Below are 15,931 nucleotides of genomic sequence, written 5' to 3'. Positions count from 1 at the left end.
CTTGAATGCAGAAAGTAACTGCTAGATCTACATATTATAAATAAGGTGGCTGGGCATAGGAGGGATAGAGAGCCTTAAATAAGTCGCATAACCCCAAACGCACAAGCTGGCTAAAGTCATAAAGATGGCAACGATGCGAGTTGCTTGAACATATTCTTTTAGCAATGGGAAGTATTTATCTTGAGTCTTATTTGTAAAATACACCGCAGGGAATACAAAAACACATAGGTACATCGCTGGAAATTGTGTCGAAATATCGCCATTTAACAGTTCGTAGAATATGATTAATGCAGTGACCACTAAACTGCTAAGCCTTATTTTTCGCTCAATCGTATCGCTTAAATTCCAACGTGGCATTCCCATTGCCCAGTTCTCCATGTAGTTGAATATTTGTACAATATATTAGTAGCAAGTAATGATGAAGCAATCAACTATCAATAAGAGGATGTACCAGTTGAACGCTAGCTTAATCGAGCTTATCGCTGTTTTATTACGGGTTATTAGCTTTTAGTAATCGAGGTAATAATTTTTGCAGCATTAAGCCCGTCAAAATAAAACATAAGCCAATGTAAGTGCTAATGGTTATGTGCTCTTTTAATATAAGAGCAATAAGACCAACAGATAATACAGGCGTTAAAAAAACCAAGGTGGTAATGTTGGCAGTTTTCTGTGTTGTTTTAAGTGCCATTAGCCACAACACGAAAGTTAACCCCATCTCGAACAAACCAACATACATGCCAGCCCCTAGAGCTTGCCAACTGATGGATTCAATAGGTTGGTGTAACATCATTGCCACAGTGACAAATGGCAAACCAATTAAGAAACTGAGCAACAGGCTAACGATTGCATCACCATCATCTTTAGTATTAATAACCCAGTAAAGGCACCAAATCACAGTGCTACTTAATACAAAGGCTATTCCTGTAGGGCTTTCGAAATTAAATTCACGGATATTGCCGCCTGTGGCAATAACATACACTCCGGCATAAGCGATGATTGCCGCAACAGAATCTATCTTAGTGAGCTTATGACCTAATAAAGGCACAGCTAATATCGGTAATAAAATTGCCCAAGTATAGTTGAGTGACAACGCTTGTTGCGCTGGTAGAAGATCATAAGCTTCAAATAACACATAGTAATAAAGAAAAGGGTTTAACAGTCCCGTAAACAAATAAAATAACGGACGACGTTTCAATTGCTTTGAGATTAAAGTGAGTTTTCCTTGAAAGGTGACAATAATGCCAAGAGCAAGTATTGATGTCATCACGGCAACAAATACTAGTTGCAATGGGGTGAAGTAGCCTAATGCAATTTTGAATGCTGTGGCGACGGTTGACCAAAGTAACACAGCCAGCAGGCCATATAGGTATGCGAGAGTAGTATTTGACACGGCCTTTCCAGTGAAATGATGAGGTTGCTATCGGTTTATGTGAGAATTGTATGCAATATACAAAAGTGGTGCACGGTTTATTTATCGATCCTTAATATATTTTTAATAAAAATTTCGATCCTCCCCCTTGTAATTCAGATCGCTGTCCCAATATATGCATTAAGGCTGATATGAGAGGCTAAAAAATTAGGACTTGAAATTAATAATCCTGACCCCATATCAACAACCATAAGCAAATTAGTAACACTAAAATTTATATTTCGGAGATCCTCATGGGCAAAATTATTGGTATTGACTTAGGCACAACAAACTCTTGTGTAGCTGTCCTTGATGGCGACAAAGCTCGCGTAATTGAGAATGCTGAAGGCGAACGTACTACTTCTTCTATCATCGCATACACTGAAGATGAAACATTGGTAGGTTCACCAGCTAAACGTCAAGCGGTTACCAACCCAACTAACACTTTCTTCGCGATTAAGCGTTTAATCGGTCGTCGTTTTAAAGATGACGAAGTTCAACGTGACGTAGACATCATGCCTTTCAAAATCATTGGTACTGACAATGGTGATGCATGGGTTGAAGCACACGGTAAGAAAATGGCTCCACCACAAGTTTCTGCTGAAATCTTGAAAAAGATGAAAAAGACTGCAGAAGACTTTTTAGGTGAAGAAGTAACAGAAGCAGTTATTACTGTTCCTGCATACTTTAACGATTCACAACGTCAAGCAACTAAAGATGCTGGTCGTATTGCTGGTCTTGATGTTAAACGTATCATCAACGAACCAACTGCTGCTGCACTTGCTTACGGTATCGATAAGAAACAAGGCGACAACGTTGTTGCTGTATACGATTTAGGTGGTGGTACTTTCGATATCTCTATCATTGAAATCGATAGCAACGACGGTGACCAAACGTTCGAAGTACTTGCTACTAACGGTGACACTCACTTAGGTGGTGAAGATTTCGATAACCGTTTAATTAACTACTTAGCTGATGAGTTCAAAAAAGAACAAGGTCTAGATTTACGTAATGACCCATTAGCAATGCAACGTGTTAAAGAAGCGGCTGAAAAAGCGAAGATTGAACTTTCAAGCACAACTCAAACTGAAGTTAACCTGCCATACATCACTGCTGATGCAACAGGTCCTAAGCATTTAGTTGTTAAAGTGACTCGCGCTAAATTAGAGTCTTTAGTTGAAGATCTAATTCAACGTTCTTTAGAGCCGTTAAAAGTTGCGTTAGCAGATGCAGACTTATCAGTATCTGACATCAATGAAGTTATCTTAGTTGGTGGTCAAACACGTATGCCTAAAGTACAGGCTGCAGTAACTGATTTCTTCGGTAAAGAGCCACGTAAAGATGTTAACCCTGATGAAGCTGTTGCAGTAGGTGCGGCAATTCAAGCAGGTGTTCTTTCTGGTGATGTGAAAGATGTATTGTTACTTGACGTAACACCACTTTCATTCGGTATCGAAACTATGGGTAGTGTAATGACTCGTCTAATCGAGAAAAACACCACTATCCCAACAAAAGCATCGCAAACGTTCTCAACTGCTGATGACAACCAAGCTGCTGTGACTATTCACGTATTGCAAGGTGAGCGTAAGCAAGCGAGCTACAACAAATCTTTAGGTCAATTTAACCTTGAAGGTATTGAGCCAGCTCCACGTGGTCAGCCACAAATTGAAGTTGTATTCGACATTGATGCCGATGGTATCTTAAACGTGTCTGCAACGGATAAGAAAACGGGCAAAGCGCAAAACATCACCATCAAGGCAAACTCAGGTTTATCTGATGAAGAAGTAGAGCAAATGGTTCGTGATGCTGAAGCGCATGCTGATGAAGATGCTAAATTCGAAGAGCTAGTTCAAGCACGTAACCAAGCTGATGGTATGGTTCACGCTACGAAGAAGCAAATCGAAGAAGCGGGTGACGCATTACCAAGCGAAGACAAAGAAAAAATTGAAGCTGCAATGGCTGAAGTTGATACCGCAACTAAAGGTAACGACAAAGAAGCAATTGATAAAGCGACACAAGCATTAATGGAAGCATCTGCTAAGTTAATGGAAATTGCTCAAGCAAATGCACAAGCACAACAAGGTGAAGCGCCTGCACAAGATGCTCAAGAAGCTAAGCCTGAAGATGACGTTGTTGATGCTGAGTTTGAAGAAGTAAAAGACGACAAAAAGTAAGCTAAATTTTTAGTTAACTTTCAGGCGGGCGTTGGGAGAAATCTCTAACGCCCGTTCGTACAATACCTGCTTGAGAAAACTGAGATTATGTCAAAGCGAGATTATTACGAAGTTCTTGGTATCGGTCGTGATGCCAGTGAACGAGAAATCAAAAAAGCCTATAAACGTTTGGCGATGAAGTTTCATCCAGACCGTAACCCTGGCGATCAAGAAGCTGAAGCAAGCTTTAAAGAAGTAAAAGAAGCTTACGAAATTCTCACCGATGCCAATAAAAAAGCGGCTTATGACCAATTTGGTCATGCTGGTGTAGATCCTAACCGTGGCGGCGGCCATGGTGGTGCAGGCGATTTCGGTGATATCTTCGGTGATGTGTTTGGCGATATCTTTGGCGGCGGACGTCGTGGCGGTGGTCAGCGTCAAGCAGCTCGAGGCAGTGACTTACGTTACAACCTTGAACTTTCGCTTGAAGAAGCGGTTCGTGGCCTTACAAAAGAATTACGCATTCCTACGTTAGCATCTTGTGATGCTTGTGACGGTAGCGGCGCTAAAAAAGGCACTTCGGCTACAACATGTGGTACATGTCATGGCCAAGGCCAAGTACAAATGCGTCAAGGTTTCTTTGCTGTTCAGCAAGCCTGTCCAACTTGTCATGGTCGCGGTAAGATCATTAAAGACCCATGTAAGAAATGTCATGGTGAAGGTCGTGTTGAAAAGAGCAAAACCTTATCAGTTAAGATCCCTGCTGGTGTTGATACTGGTGACCGTATTCGTTTATCTGGTGAAGGTGAAGCGGGTGAGTTTGGTGCACCTCCTGGAGATTTATATGTTCAGGTTAGTGTACGTGACCATGCAATCTTCACTCGAGATGGTAATAACCTTTATTGTGAAGTGCCAATCTCATTCAGCAAAGCTGCATTAGGTGGCGAAATCGAAGTTCCGACCTTAGATGGCAAAGTGAACCTTAAGATCCCAACAGAAACTCAAACGGGCCGTATGTTCCGTATGCGTGGTAAAGGGGTTAAGTCTGTACGCAGTCATGCCGTTGGCGATTTGCTGTGTAAGGTGGTAATGGAAACGCCTGTTAACTTAAATGAGAAACAAAAAGAATTACTTCGCGAATTTGAATCGACCTTAACAGGCGAGTCAAAGAAGCATAGCCCAAAGGCTGAAGGATTCTTTGATGGTGTTAAGAAGTTCTTTCACGATTTAAATAGCTAATTGCGATTAACTGAACTCACTCATTGAGTATTAAAAAACTGCTTACTTCGGTAAGCAGTTTTTTTTGATTTTCGAACAGCGCTTCCTATCTTTGTTGACTTAGGTGAAAAGAGGCAGCAATAGAGCCGTGCATTTAAACCGCGCTTTGGTTTAAAATAACGCACATAAATACAGAGTTATCTCACCAATAAGAATTATTTTAAAGGATATAAAATGAACAAGTTAGTGCCGCTGTTATTTATTTCGCTGTTGATGTCAGCGTGTGCCACCCATAAATCTCCCACAGGTCGTAGTCAAATGTTGTTATTTGATAAAAATAAAATGAGCCAGATGGGTGAACAATCTTTTGCTGCCATGAAAAAATCTGAAAAAATTAGTCAAGATAAGCAAAAAACGGCATATGTAAATTGCGTTGCCAATAGAATAACAGCGGTACTACCTGACCAAACCCAGCAATGGGAAGTGGTACTTTTTGACTCAAAGCAGGTAAATGCTTTCGCTTTACCTGGTGGATACATTGGTGTTTATACCGGATTACTTGAGGTCGCTGCGGACCAAGATCAGTTAGCAACTGTCGTTGGCCACGAAGTTGCACATGTTCTTGCTCGACACGGTAATGAGCAAGTGTCTCGCTCACAGATGACGAACACGGGTATTCAACTTGCTGACGTTGCTTTAGGTGCTGGTGGTGTCGCGAATAAAGATTTGTATATGGCAGGACTGGGGTTAGGGGCACAAGTTGGCATTTTATTACCGTTTGGACGAGATCAAGAAAGTGAAGCTGATGAGCTGGGCTTAGAGTTAATGGCTAAAGCGGGTTTTAATCCAGCAATGAGTGTCACTTTATGGCAAAACATGGCCAAAGCGGGTGGTGAACAAGGGCCTGAATTGTTTTCAACTCACCCGTCACACTCTACACGAATAGCTGATTTACAAGCACTTCAAGACAAAGTATTCCCGTTATATCTGGCTGCAAAAAAACAGTCATTGCCCCAATGTAAATAAGGCTTATGAAAAATAGTCAATATCACCGCAGATTAGCCTACATCAGGTGGTAAAGTGTGCTAAACTGCCCCGCAAATTTTAACTGATGAATTGAGAGTAAATAAGTTATGTCAGAGTTCAACACAATGGAACAGCAAGCAAGTTATGGTGTAGGTCGTCAAATGGGTGAGCAACTTGCTGCTAACTCTTTCGAAGGTATCGATATCCCTGCTGTACAAGCTGGTCTAGCGGATGCGTTTGAAGGTAAAGAAAGCGCTGTTGCAATGGAAGACTTACAAGTGGCTTTCACTGAAATCAGCCGTCGTTTACAAGCTGCTCAAGAAGAAGCTGCTGCAGCTGCTTCTGCAGAAGGCGAAAACTTCCTAGCTGAAAATGCTAAACGTGAAGGCATTACAGTAACTGATTCTGGTCTTCAGTATGAAGTTATTACTCAAGGTGAAGGTGAGAAGCCAACACTTGATTCTACTATTCGTGCACATTACCACGGTACTTTCATCAACGGTGACGTTTTCGATAGCTCTGTTACTCGTGGTGAGCCAGCTGAATTCCCAGTGTCTGGTGTTATCGCTGGTTGGACTGAAGCATTACAACTAATGCCAGTTGGTACTAAGCTTAAATTATTCGTTCCACAACACTTAGCTTACGGCGAACGTGGTGCTGGTGCTTCAATCCCGCCATTCTCGGCGTTGGTATTCGAAGTTGAATTATTAGCAATCGTTTAATGATAAACGCCTAAGTTAATCTTAGGCGTTTTTGTATCACTGGGAGAAAGACATGACTGCAAAAGTAAGAGTCGCTGTTGTTGGTGCCAGTGGCCGTATGGGTCGCACATTGATTGAAGCTGCTAAGCAACATGAAATGATTTATTTAGGTGCCGCAGTTGAGCGTAAAGGCTCTACACTTATAGGTGTAGATGCTGGTGAACTCGCTGGCGTTGGTACTATGAATGTCGCGATTACAGATTCATTAGACATAGCATCAGAACACTTTGATGTATTAATTGATTTTACCTCGCCAGAATCGTCTCTTGTTCACCTTGAATGGTGTTCAAAGAATAATAAAGCGATTGTGATTGGCACAACAGGTTTTAATCATGCTCAAAAAGAAATGATTAACGCCTTTGCCGAGCAAACCCCTGTTGTTTTTGCCCCTAATATGTCTGTTGGTGTGAATTTAACCCTAAAATTATTAGAGTTAACCGCTAAAGTGATGGGTGATTACACTGATATCGAGATAACCGAAGGTCATCATCGATTTAAAAAAGATGCTCCTTCAGGTACGGCATTAAAAATGGGTGAGGTAATAGCCGACACTCTAGGTCGTGATCTTGAAGAATGTGCTGTTTATGGTCGTGAAGGTATGACCGGAGAGCGTGATAGGAATACGATTGGCTTTGCTACTATTCGTGCCGGCGATATCGTTGGTGACCACACAGTGATGTTTGCTGATATTGGTGAACGAGTAGAAATAACCCATAAAGCGACCAGTCGAATGACATTTGCTAATGGTGCAATGCGTGCAGCCTATTGGTTATCCGATCAGGATTCAGGCTTGTATGACATGCAGCAAGTATTAGGTCTCAATTAATATTTAAAAAAACCACCGTTGGTGGTTTTTTTGGAAATTATTTTTCCCAAAATAAAATAACTAAGCATAGACGCTTTAACTTAATTCATATAAAATCGCTGGAATTTGCCAAAATTTTGTAAATTGGTGGATTTGTAAAAATTAAATACAAATAATTTCAGTGGCTTGGCTCTTATTTTTTGGAGGTCGCGTTGACACAGTCTGCCTTACTCGTACTCGAAGATGGAACCGTTTTCTCTGGCACAGCAATTGGTGCCGATGGACTCACTGTTGGTGAAGTAGTATTCAATACTTCAATGACAGGCTATCAAGAGATTCTAACGGATCCGTCATATTCTCGCCAGATCGTAACTTTAACTTACCCTCATATTGGTAATACCGGCACAAATGATGAAGATACTGAATCTGATTCAGTTCATGCTTGTGGTCTTATCATCCGAGATTTACCTCTATTAGCCAGCAACTTCCGTAACCAACAATCATTAAGTGATTACTTAAAATCAAATAATGTTGTCGGCATAGCGGATATCGATACCCGTAAATTAACCCGTATTTTACGTGAAAAGGGTGCGCAAGCCGGTTGTATTATGGTTGGCGATATCGATGAAGCTAAAGCAATAGCTGCAGCAAAGGCATTCCCTGGTTTAAAAGGCATGGACTTAGCCAAAGAAGTGACGACTGAGTCTACTTATCAATGGCGTAAAGCTAGCTGGCGTTTAGTTGGCGGTTTACCTGATGAGACACCAGCATCAGAACTTAAATATAAAGTCGTTGCTTTCGATTACGGTATTAAGCGTAACATTTTACGTATGTTAGTTGACCGTGGTTGTGATGTGACAGTGGTACCTGCTCAAACTTCTGCTGCAGAAGTATTAGCAATGAATCCAGATGGTATATTCCTGTCAAACGGTCCTGGTGACCCAGAGCCATGCGATTATGCGATTACAGCCATTCAAGAAATTCTAAAGACTGACATTCCAGTGTTTGGTATTTGTTTAGGTCACCAGTTACTTGCATTAGCATCTGGGGCTAAAACATTAAAAATGAAGTTTGGTCATCATGGTGCCAACCATCCTGTTAGCAATATCGAAAAAGGTAATGTGATGATCACCAGCCAAAACCATGGTTTTGCTGCTGATGAAGCGACGTTACCAGCGAATATTAAAGTGACACATAAGTCATTATTTGATGGGTCATTACAAGGTATTCACCTGACTGATAAACCTGCGTTTAGTTTCCAAGGGCATCCAGAAGCGAGCCCTGGACCGACGGATGCATCACCTTTGTTTGATCATTTCATTGAATTGATTGAGCAATTTCGTCAAAACACTAAATAGTTAGGTCACTCGGAGAAGATAGAAGCAATGCCAAAACGTACTGATATTAAAAGCATTCTAATCCTAGGCGCAGGTCCAATCGTCATTGGCCAAGCGTGTGAATTTGACTATTCGGGTGCGCAAGCGTGTAAAGCGCTGCGTGAAGAAGGCTATCGAGTTATTCTAGTTAACTCAAACCCTGCAACCATCATGACCGATCCTGAGATGGCCGATGCAACATATATCGAGCCTATTCATTGGGAAGTGGTACGTAATATTATCGCTAAAGAAAAGCCTGATGCGATTTTACCTACTATGGGTGGTCAGACTGCGCTTAACTGTGCACTTCAACTTGAAGCTGAGGGTGTGCTAAAAGAGTTTAATGTCGAGATGATTGGTGCGACAGCTGATGCAATTGATAAAGCTGAAGACCGTAGTCGTTTTGACACCGCAATGAAAGCAATTGGACTTGAATGTCCACGTGCCGGTATTGCACATACAATGGAAGAAGCTTACGGCGTTTTAGACCAAGTTGGCTTCCCTTGTATTATCCGTCCGTCATTCACTATGGGTGGCAGTGGCGGTGGTATCGCTTATAACAAAGAAGAGTTTGAAGACATTTGTTCGCAAGGTCTTGAGCTTTCTCCTACCAGTGAATTATTGATCGATGAATCATTAATCGGCTGGAAAGAATACGAAATGGAAGTGGTTCGTGACCGCAACGATAACTGTATTATCGTGTGTTCTATTGAAAACTTCGACGCGATGGGGGTGCATACTGGTGACTCAATTACCGTTGCTCCAGCACAAACACTGACTGATAAAGAATACCAGTTAATGCGTAATGCTTCATTAGCAGTACTGCGTGAAATTGGTGTAGAAACAGGTGGTTCTAACGTTCAGTTTGGTATTTGTCCAAACACTGGTCGTATGGTTATCATCGAAATGAACCCACGCGTTTCTCGCTCTTCTGCATTAGCATCTAAAGCAACGGGTTTCCCAATTGCGAAAGTGGCCGCTAAATTAGCGGTAGGCTTCACTTTAGATGAGTTGATGAATGATATTACAGGTGGTCGAACTCCTGCATCATTTGAACCTGCTATCGATTATGTTGTAACTAAAGTTCCTCGCTTTAACTTTGAAAAATTTGCTGGTGCGAATGACCGTCTTACAACGCAAATGAAGTCTGTTGGTGAAGTGATGGCTATTGGCCGTACATTCCAAGAGTCTTTGCAAAAAGCACTGCGTGGTCTAGAAGTTAGTCGTACAGGCTTTGACCCAATTGTTGATATTGCGTTACCTGAAAGCATGCAGCAAATCCGTCATGAGCTTAAAGAACCAGGTGCTGACCGTATTTGGTATATTGCGGATGCATTCCGTGCAGGTTTAAGCCGTGATGAAGTGTTCAAGCTAACGAATGTTGATCACTGGTTCTTAGTTCAGATTGAAGACTTAATTGCGCAAGAAGCGAAAGTTGCTGAAGTGGGCATGTCAGGTCTTGATCAAGCATTCTTACTGAAACTAAAACGTAAAGGTTTCTCTGATGCTCGCCTAGCGCAAATCTTAGGTGTTAGCGAAACAGAAGTGCGTAAGATTCGTGACCGCTTTGATATGCACCCTGTATATAAGCGTGTTGATACCTGTGCTGCAGAATTTGCAACAGACACTGCTTACATGTACTCAACATACGAAGAAGAATGTGAAGCTGCGCCATCAAATCGCGATAAAATCATGATTCTTGGTGGCGGCCCTAACCGTATTGGTCAAGGCATTGAGTTTGATTACTGTTGTGTTCACGCAGCGTTAGCCTTACGTGACGATGGTTACGAAACCATTATGGTTAACTGTAACCCAGAAACGGTTTCTACGGATTATGACACGTCAGACCGTTTATACTTTGAGCCAGTAACCTTTGAAGATGTGCTTGAAATTGTTCGCATTGAAAAGCCAAAAGGCGTTATCGTTCAATATGGTGGTCAAACACCTCTAAAATTAGCTCGTGCCCTTGAAGCGGCAGGGGTACCGATTATTGGTACAAGTCCTGATGCAATCGACCGTGCTGAAGACAGAGAGCGTTTCCAGCAAGCAATTCAACGCTTAGAAATGAAGCAACCTGAAAATGACACTGTAACAACAGTTGAAGGTGCGGTTATTTCTGCTGAGCGTATCGGTTACCCATTAGTTGTTCGTCCATCTTATGTACTTGGTGGCCGCGCAATGGAAATCGTATATGACGAGCAAGACTTACGTCGCTATTTCAATGAAGCAGTGAGCGTATCTAACTCATCTCCAGTATTGCTAGATAGATTCCTTGATAATGCAATCGAGATTGATATCGATGCGGTATGTGATGGCGAGATTGTTGTCGTGGGCTCTATTATGGAGCACATTGAGCAAGCGGGCGTTCACTCAGGTGACTCAGGTTGTTCTTTACCTCCTTACAGTTTAAGTGAAGATGTTCAGAACCGTATGCGTGAGCAAGTTGCTAAATTAGCAATGGAGCTAGGCGTTATTGGTTTGATGAACGTGCAATTTGCTGTTAAAGACGATGAGATCTACATGATTGAGGTTAACCCTCGTGCTGCTCGTACAGTTCCATTTGTCTCTAAAGCAACGGGTGTACCTTTAGCGAAAATCGCTGCACGTGTGATGGCTGGTCAATCTTTAGCTGAGCAAAACTTTACTAAAGAAGTGATTCCACCGTACTTCTCTGTAAAAGAAGTGGTATTACCGTTTAACAAGTTCCCAGGTGTAGACCCAATGCTTGGCCCTGAGATGCGCTCAACGGGTGAGGTTATGGGTGTAGGTGAAACTTTTGCTGAAGCGTACGCAAAAGCACAACTAGGTGCGACAGCTGAAGTACCAAAATCAGGTCGAGCATTATTATCTGTACGTAACAGTGATAAAGAGCGTGTTGCCGAGCTTGCTGCTAAGTTAATTGAACTTGGTTACCAAATCGATGCTACACACGGTACTGCCGTGATTCTTGGTGAAGCAGGAATTAACCCTCGCTTAGTTAACAAGGTACATGAAGGACGTCCTCATATTCTTGACCGTATTAAGAATGATGAGTACACCTACATTGTTAACACGACTGAAGGTCGTCAAGCAATTGAGGATTCTCGTCAAATTAGACGTGGTGCACTTCGCTACAAAGTGAATTACACGACAACGCTTAATGCTGCTTTTGCTACTTGTTTAGCACATTCAGCAGATGACAGAAATAATGTGAATTCGGTACAAGAATTACATGAGCGAATCGCTAAAAATTAATTTTATTTAATTTATTGATGATTTGATTAAAAAGGCTGCATTCGTGCAGTCTTTTTTATTACTATTTTTTGACAGTCAGTAGTAAGTATTCTCAAGTTTATGTAAGCTTAAGGCATCATCATTAGATGCATCCTCAACGCAAGACACCGCATCATTTAGACTTATTGTTATAAAGATCGTGCGCTATGCGAATTAATCGAGATTTAACTGTGTTGGTTTTGTACCAGCACGGGGTGCTTTTGTTTTTAAAGGAGACATAAGACATTATGAATACCGTCCCTATGACGATTATCGGAGCTGAGCAGCTGCGTAAAGAATTAGACGAATTAAAATTTGAACGCCGCCCACAGATCACTTCTGCTATTGCAGAAGCACGTGAATTGGGTGATTTAAAAGAAAATGCTGAATACCATGCTGCTCGAGAAGAGCAGGGAATTTGTGAAGCTCGTATTCGTGATATTGAAGGCAAGCTATCAAATGCCCAAATCATCGATGTGACCACGATGCAAAATACTGGTCGTGTTATTTTTGGTACAACAGTCACCATTTTAAATATTGATACTGATGCAGAGTCAACCTACCGTATCGTAGGTGATGATGAAGCGAATATTAAAGAGAATTTAATTTCAGTAAATTCGCCAATTGCCCGTGGACTGATTGGTAAGAGTGTCGATGATGAAGTGGCTATTACAACGCCAGGTGGCACAGCAGAATATGAAATTACGGCTGTTGAGTACATCTAAGCCAGAATTAATATCAATATTAATTACGACTTAAGATTGATATTTTATAGTAATAAAAAAACCACTGATTAACAGTGGTTTTTTTAGGTCAAAATGAACATTTGAATCGTATTGAAGCAATATGAACATTTAAACCGAGTTGTTTGACGAAATTACTTTGCTTTTGGAATGGCAACTTTCATTTCAGCAGACTGACGGAAAATAACTAAGGTGTGTCCGATAAGCTGTATTTTGGTTGATTGAGTTTCGCGAATAATCGCGTCAACGACAGCATTTTTAAGCTCTCTATCAGAAGAGCCTACTTTCACTTTTATTAGTTCATGATGAGTGAGTGCACTATCAATTTCAGCCAGCACACCTTCGGTCAAACCATTAGCACCCAGCAGCACCACTGGCTTAAGATTATGCGCTAAGCCTTTTAAATGCTGTTTTTGTTTGGTTGTTAAGTTCATTTGTACCAACTTTTTGAATGTTACTGTTGAAAAACGGCTATTCTACCCTTATATAAGCTTTATGTAACTCCAAATCGTTACGGAATTTAAATGGCAACGAAAAAACGTTCGGCAAGTTCAAGCCGATGGATGCAAGAACATTTTGACGATCATTACGTTAAACTGTCACAGAAGCGAGGCTTACGCTCTCGAGCTGCATTCAAGTTGGAAGAAATCCAACAGAAAGATAAATTGATTAAACCAGGTATGACAGTGGTTGATTTAGGTGCAGCGCCTGGTGGCTGGTCACAGATTGCTGTTAAATTGGTTGGAGAAAAAGGCAAGCTAGTTGCCTGTGATATTTTACCAATGGATCCAATTGTGGGAGTTGACTTTTTACAAGGTGATTTCCGTGAAGAGAAAGTACTTGATGCTTTACTTGACCGTGTTGGTGAGGATAAAGTGGATGTAGTGCTTTCTGATATGGCGCCTAATATGAGTGGTTCAGACGGTGTGGACCAACCTAGGGCGATGTATCTTGTTGAATTAGCATTAGATATGTGTCATCAAGTATTGGCATCTAATGGTAGTTTTGCAGTTAAAGTCTTTCAGGGGAGGGCTTTGATGAATATATGAAAGCAGTTCGACAAGCTTTCACTACAGTTAAAACACGAAAACCAGATTCATCGCGACCACGTTCACGTGAAGTGTATATAGTGGCGACTGGTTACAAGTTATAGTAGTCTAACGATTAATTATCGTGGGTCTTTAAGAGGTCTAGAAATTTGAGTGACATGGCAAAAAATTTAATTCTCTGGGTTGTCATCGCCGTTGTGCTGATGTCAGTTTTTCAGGGTTACTCCCCTCTTCTTCGTCATCGCAGAAGATGGATTATTCCGTATTCTTAGATAGTGTCCGTAATGGCAATATCAATTCGGTTGAAATTAAGAGTGATCAACGAACTATTGAAGGGATCAAGCGTTCTGGAGAGAAGTTCACCACTATTATGCCAATGTATGACCAAGATTTAATTAATGATCTTGATCGTAAAGGGATTTCAATGAAAGGGCAGGAAGCTGAAGAGTCTAGTTTCTTAACCCAAATTTTCATTTCTTGGTTCCCAATGCTGCTATTGATCGGTGTATGGATATTCTTCATGCGTCAAATGCAAGGCGGTGGTGGTAAAGGCGCAATGTCATTTGGTAAAAGTAAAGCCAAATTGATGAGCGAAGACCAAATTAAAACGACTTTTGGTGACGTTGCAGGTTGTGACGAAGCTAAAGAAGACGTGAAAGAATTGGTTGATTACTTAAAAGAACCGACACGTTTCCAAAAGTTAGGTGGTCGTATTCCGACGGGTGTGTTACTTGTGGGCCCTCCGGGTACAGGTAAAACCCTACTTGCTAAAGCCATTGCTGGTGAAGCTAAAGTACCGTTCTTTACTATTTCTGGTTCTGACTTCGTTGAAATGTTTGTCGGTGTTGGTGCATCTCGTGTACGTGACATGTTTGAGCAAGCGAAAAAGTCAGCACCTTGTATTATCTTTATCGATGAAATCGATGCCGTAGGTCGCCAACGTGGCGCTGGTGTGGGTGGTGGTCACGATGAACGTGAGCAAACATTGAACCAAATGTTGGTCGAAATGGATGGTTTTGAGGGTAACGAAGGTATCATTGTTATCGCTGCAACTAACCGTCCAGATGTTCTTGATGCTGCTTTATTGCGTCCGGGCCGTTTTGACCGTCAAGTGGTTGTAGGTTTGCCAGATGTCCGTGGTCGTGAGCAAATTCTTAAAGTTCATATGCGTAAAGTACCTCTAGCTGATGGTGTTAAAGCCAGTGTTATCGCTCGTGGTACACCAGGTTTCTCTGGTGCTGATCTCGCTAACCTTGTTAACGAAGCTGCACTTTTCGCAGCACGTGGTAATCGCCGCGTCGTTGGCATGGAAGAGTTTGAAAGCGCGAAAGACAAAATCATGATGGGTGCAGAGCGCCGCACTATGGTGATGTCGGAAGAAGAGAAAGAAATGACGGCTTATCATGAAGCAGGCCATGCGATTGTTGGGTGTTTAGTACCAGAGCATGATCCGGTTCATAAAGTCACGATTATCCCTCGTGGCCGTGCATTAGGTGTAACATTCTTCTTGCCTGAAGCGGATGCTATCAGCCAAAGTCGTCGTAAACTTGAGAGTCAAATCTCGGTAGCTTATGGTGGCCGTCTAGCTGAAGAGCTCATTTATGGTGGTGAGAAAGTATCGACAGGTGCATCTCAAGATATTAAATATGCTACATCGATTGCCCGTAACATGGTGACACAGTGGGGCTTCTCTGAGAAGTTAGGGCCGGTTCTGTATGCGGAAGATGAAGGCGAAGTGTTCTTAGGTCGCAGTATGGCGAAATCTAAGAATATGTCTGATGAAACTGCTGGCATGATTGATCAGGAAGTGAAGCACCTTATTGATACTAACTATGAGCGTGCACATACATTCCTGACTGAAAATATGGATATCCTTCATTCAATGAAAGATGCATTAATGAAGTATGAAACCATTGATGCTGAACAAATTGATGATCTTATGAATCGACGTGATGTTCGCCAGCCTGCGGATTGGCAAGCGGATGATTCAATGGATGACCAAGATAAAGGCACACCGGTTAATACCGATTCAGTAGCCGAAGAGTCAACAGAAGATAAGCCTGATGTTGAACCTAAAACAGATGAATCTACAGCAAAATAACTAGCTGTATTTTGAAATAAAAAACCCCGAAAGGGGTTT

The 15,931-nt window shown here is 41.7% G+C and carries 11 protein-coding genes and 2 pseudogenes; 10 read left to right on the top strand and 3 right to left on the bottom strand.

Features of this window, described 5'->3' with window-relative positions; translation table 11 throughout:
* Positions 1 to 27: 27 nt before the first annotated feature.
* The gene (locus tag ACGEDC_RS03370) at positions 28 to 357 is read right to left on the bottom strand and encodes a hypothetical protein (RefSeq protein ID WP_225442089.1); all 330 of its coding nucleotides are present in this window, start codon (positions 355 to 357) and stop codon (positions 28 to 30) included.
* 133 nt (positions 358 to 490) lie between these two features.
* Positions 491 to 1,390, bottom strand: coding sequence for a DMT family transporter (locus ACGEDC_RS03365; RefSeq protein WP_394496426.1), 900 nt, complete (start codon positions 1,388 to 1,390; stop codon positions 491 to 493).
* Positions 1,391 to 1,662: 272 nt separating this feature from the next.
* Here ACGEDC_RS03365 and dnaK point away from each other — a divergent pair, with 272 nt between their 5' ends.
* The 8 genes from dnaK (at position 1,663) to greA (ending at position 12,724) form a co-directional block, all read left to right on the top strand.
* Positions 1,663 to 3,582 (top strand): molecular chaperone DnaK, encoded by a 1,920-nt coding sequence (gene dnaK, locus ACGEDC_RS03360; RefSeq protein WP_055023695.1) that lies wholly within the window; start codon positions 1,663 to 1,665, stop codon positions 3,580 to 3,582.
* Between the two features lie 87 nt (positions 3,583 to 3,669).
* A complete protein-coding gene (gene dnaJ / locus ACGEDC_RS03355; RefSeq protein ID WP_394496423.1) occupies positions 3,670 to 4,800 on the top strand; it encodes a molecular chaperone DnaJ in 1,131 nt (376 codons plus the stop codon).
* 213 nt (positions 4,801 to 5,013) lie between these two features.
* On the top strand, positions 5,014 to 5,805 hold the full coding sequence (locus ACGEDC_RS03350; RefSeq protein ID WP_394496421.1) for a M48 family metallopeptidase: 792 nt from the start codon (positions 5,014 to 5,016) through the stop codon (positions 5,803 to 5,805).
* Positions 5,806 to 5,912: 107 nt separating this feature from the next.
* Positions 5,913 to 6,527, top strand: coding sequence for an FKBP-type peptidyl-prolyl cis-trans isomerase (locus ACGEDC_RS03345; protein WP_394496419.1), 615 nt, complete (start codon positions 5,913 to 5,915; stop codon positions 6,525 to 6,527).
* Between the two features lie 52 nt (positions 6,528 to 6,579).
* Positions 6,580 to 7,392 (top strand): 4-hydroxy-tetrahydrodipicolinate reductase, encoded by an 813-nt coding sequence (dapB, locus tag ACGEDC_RS03340; protein ID WP_211029863.1) that lies wholly within the window; start codon positions 6,580 to 6,582, stop codon positions 7,390 to 7,392.
* A 179-nt stretch (positions 7,393 to 7,571) separates the two neighbouring features.
* Complete coding sequence (carA, locus tag ACGEDC_RS03335) at positions 7,572 to 8,729, top strand: glutamine-hydrolyzing carbamoyl-phosphate synthase small subunit (protein ID WP_394496416.1); 1,158 nt, start codon at positions 7,572 to 7,574, stop codon at positions 8,727 to 8,729.
* A 27-nt stretch (positions 8,730 to 8,756) separates the two neighbouring features.
* Positions 8,757 to 11,981, top strand: coding sequence for a carbamoyl-phosphate synthase large subunit (carB, locus tag ACGEDC_RS03330; RefSeq protein ID WP_055023701.1), 3,225 nt, complete (start codon positions 8,757 to 8,759; stop codon positions 11,979 to 11,981).
* 266 nt (positions 11,982 to 12,247) lie between these two features.
* A complete protein-coding gene (gene greA / locus ACGEDC_RS03325; RefSeq protein WP_055023702.1) occupies positions 12,248 to 12,724 on the top strand; it encodes a transcription elongation factor GreA in 477 nt (158 codons plus the stop codon).
* Positions 12,725 to 12,876: 152 nt separating this feature from the next.
* On the opposite strand, the gene yhbY is transcribed toward greA, so the two are convergent.
* Complete coding sequence (gene yhbY / locus ACGEDC_RS03320) at positions 12,877 to 13,176, bottom strand: ribosome assembly RNA-binding protein YhbY (protein WP_055023703.1); 300 nt, start codon at positions 13,174 to 13,176, stop codon at positions 12,877 to 12,879.
* A 90-nt stretch (positions 13,177 to 13,266) separates the two neighbouring features.
* Here yhbY and rlmE point away from each other — a divergent pair.
* Both rlmE and ftsH read left to right on the top strand, forming a co-directional pair.
* Positions 13,267 to 13,895 (top strand): annotated as a pseudogene (gene rlmE / locus ACGEDC_RS03315) (23S rRNA (uridine(2552)-2'-O)-methyltransferase RlmE).
* A gap of 45 nt (positions 13,896 to 13,940) precedes the next feature.
* Positions 13,941 to 15,892 (top strand): annotated as a pseudogene (gene ftsH, locus ACGEDC_RS03310) (ATP-dependent zinc metalloprotease FtsH).
* The last annotated feature ends 39 nt before the right edge of the window (positions 15,893 to 15,931 follow it).

Source organism: Shewanella sp. ENK2, from assembly GCF_043568515.1.
GTDB classification, from domain to species: domain Bacteria; phylum Pseudomonadota; class Gammaproteobacteria; order Enterobacterales; family Shewanellaceae; genus Shewanella; species Shewanella japonica.
Note: the sequence above shows the minus strand (reverse complement) of the source record. Positions and strands in the feature narration are given on the sequence as shown.

Excerpts from the sequence above, each read along its gene's own strand:
- greA (WP_055023702.1), top strand. The coding sequence starts at position 12,248 with ATGAATACCGTCCCTATGACGATTATCGGAGCTGAGCAGCTGCGTAAA.
- ACGEDC_RS03350 (WP_394496421.1), top strand. The coding sequence starts at position 5,014 with ATGAACAAGTTAGTGCCGCTGTTATTTATTTCGCTGTTGATGTCAGCG.
- yhbY (WP_055023703.1), bottom strand. The coding sequence starts at position 13,176 with ATGAACTTAACAACCAAACAAAAACAGCATTTAAAAGGCTTAGCGCAT.
- carB (WP_055023701.1), top strand. The coding sequence starts at position 8,757 with ATGCCAAAACGTACTGATATTAAAAGCATTCTAATCCTAGGCGCAGGT.
- ACGEDC_RS03370 (WP_225442089.1), bottom strand. The coding sequence starts at position 357 with ATGCCACGTTGGAATTTAAGCGATACGATTGAGCGAAAAATAAGGCTT.
- dnaK (WP_055023695.1), top strand. The coding sequence starts at position 1,663 with ATGGGCAAAATTATTGGTATTGACTTAGGCACAACAAACTCTTGTGTA.
- dapB (WP_211029863.1), top strand. The coding sequence starts at position 6,580 with ATGACTGCAAAAGTAAGAGTCGCTGTTGTTGGTGCCAGTGGCCGTATG.
- dnaJ (WP_394496423.1), top strand. The coding sequence starts at position 3,670 with ATGTCAAAGCGAGATTATTACGAAGTTCTTGGTATCGGTCGTGATGCC.
- ACGEDC_RS03345 (WP_394496419.1), top strand. The coding sequence starts at position 5,913 with ATGTCAGAGTTCAACACAATGGAACAGCAAGCAAGTTATGGTGTAGGT.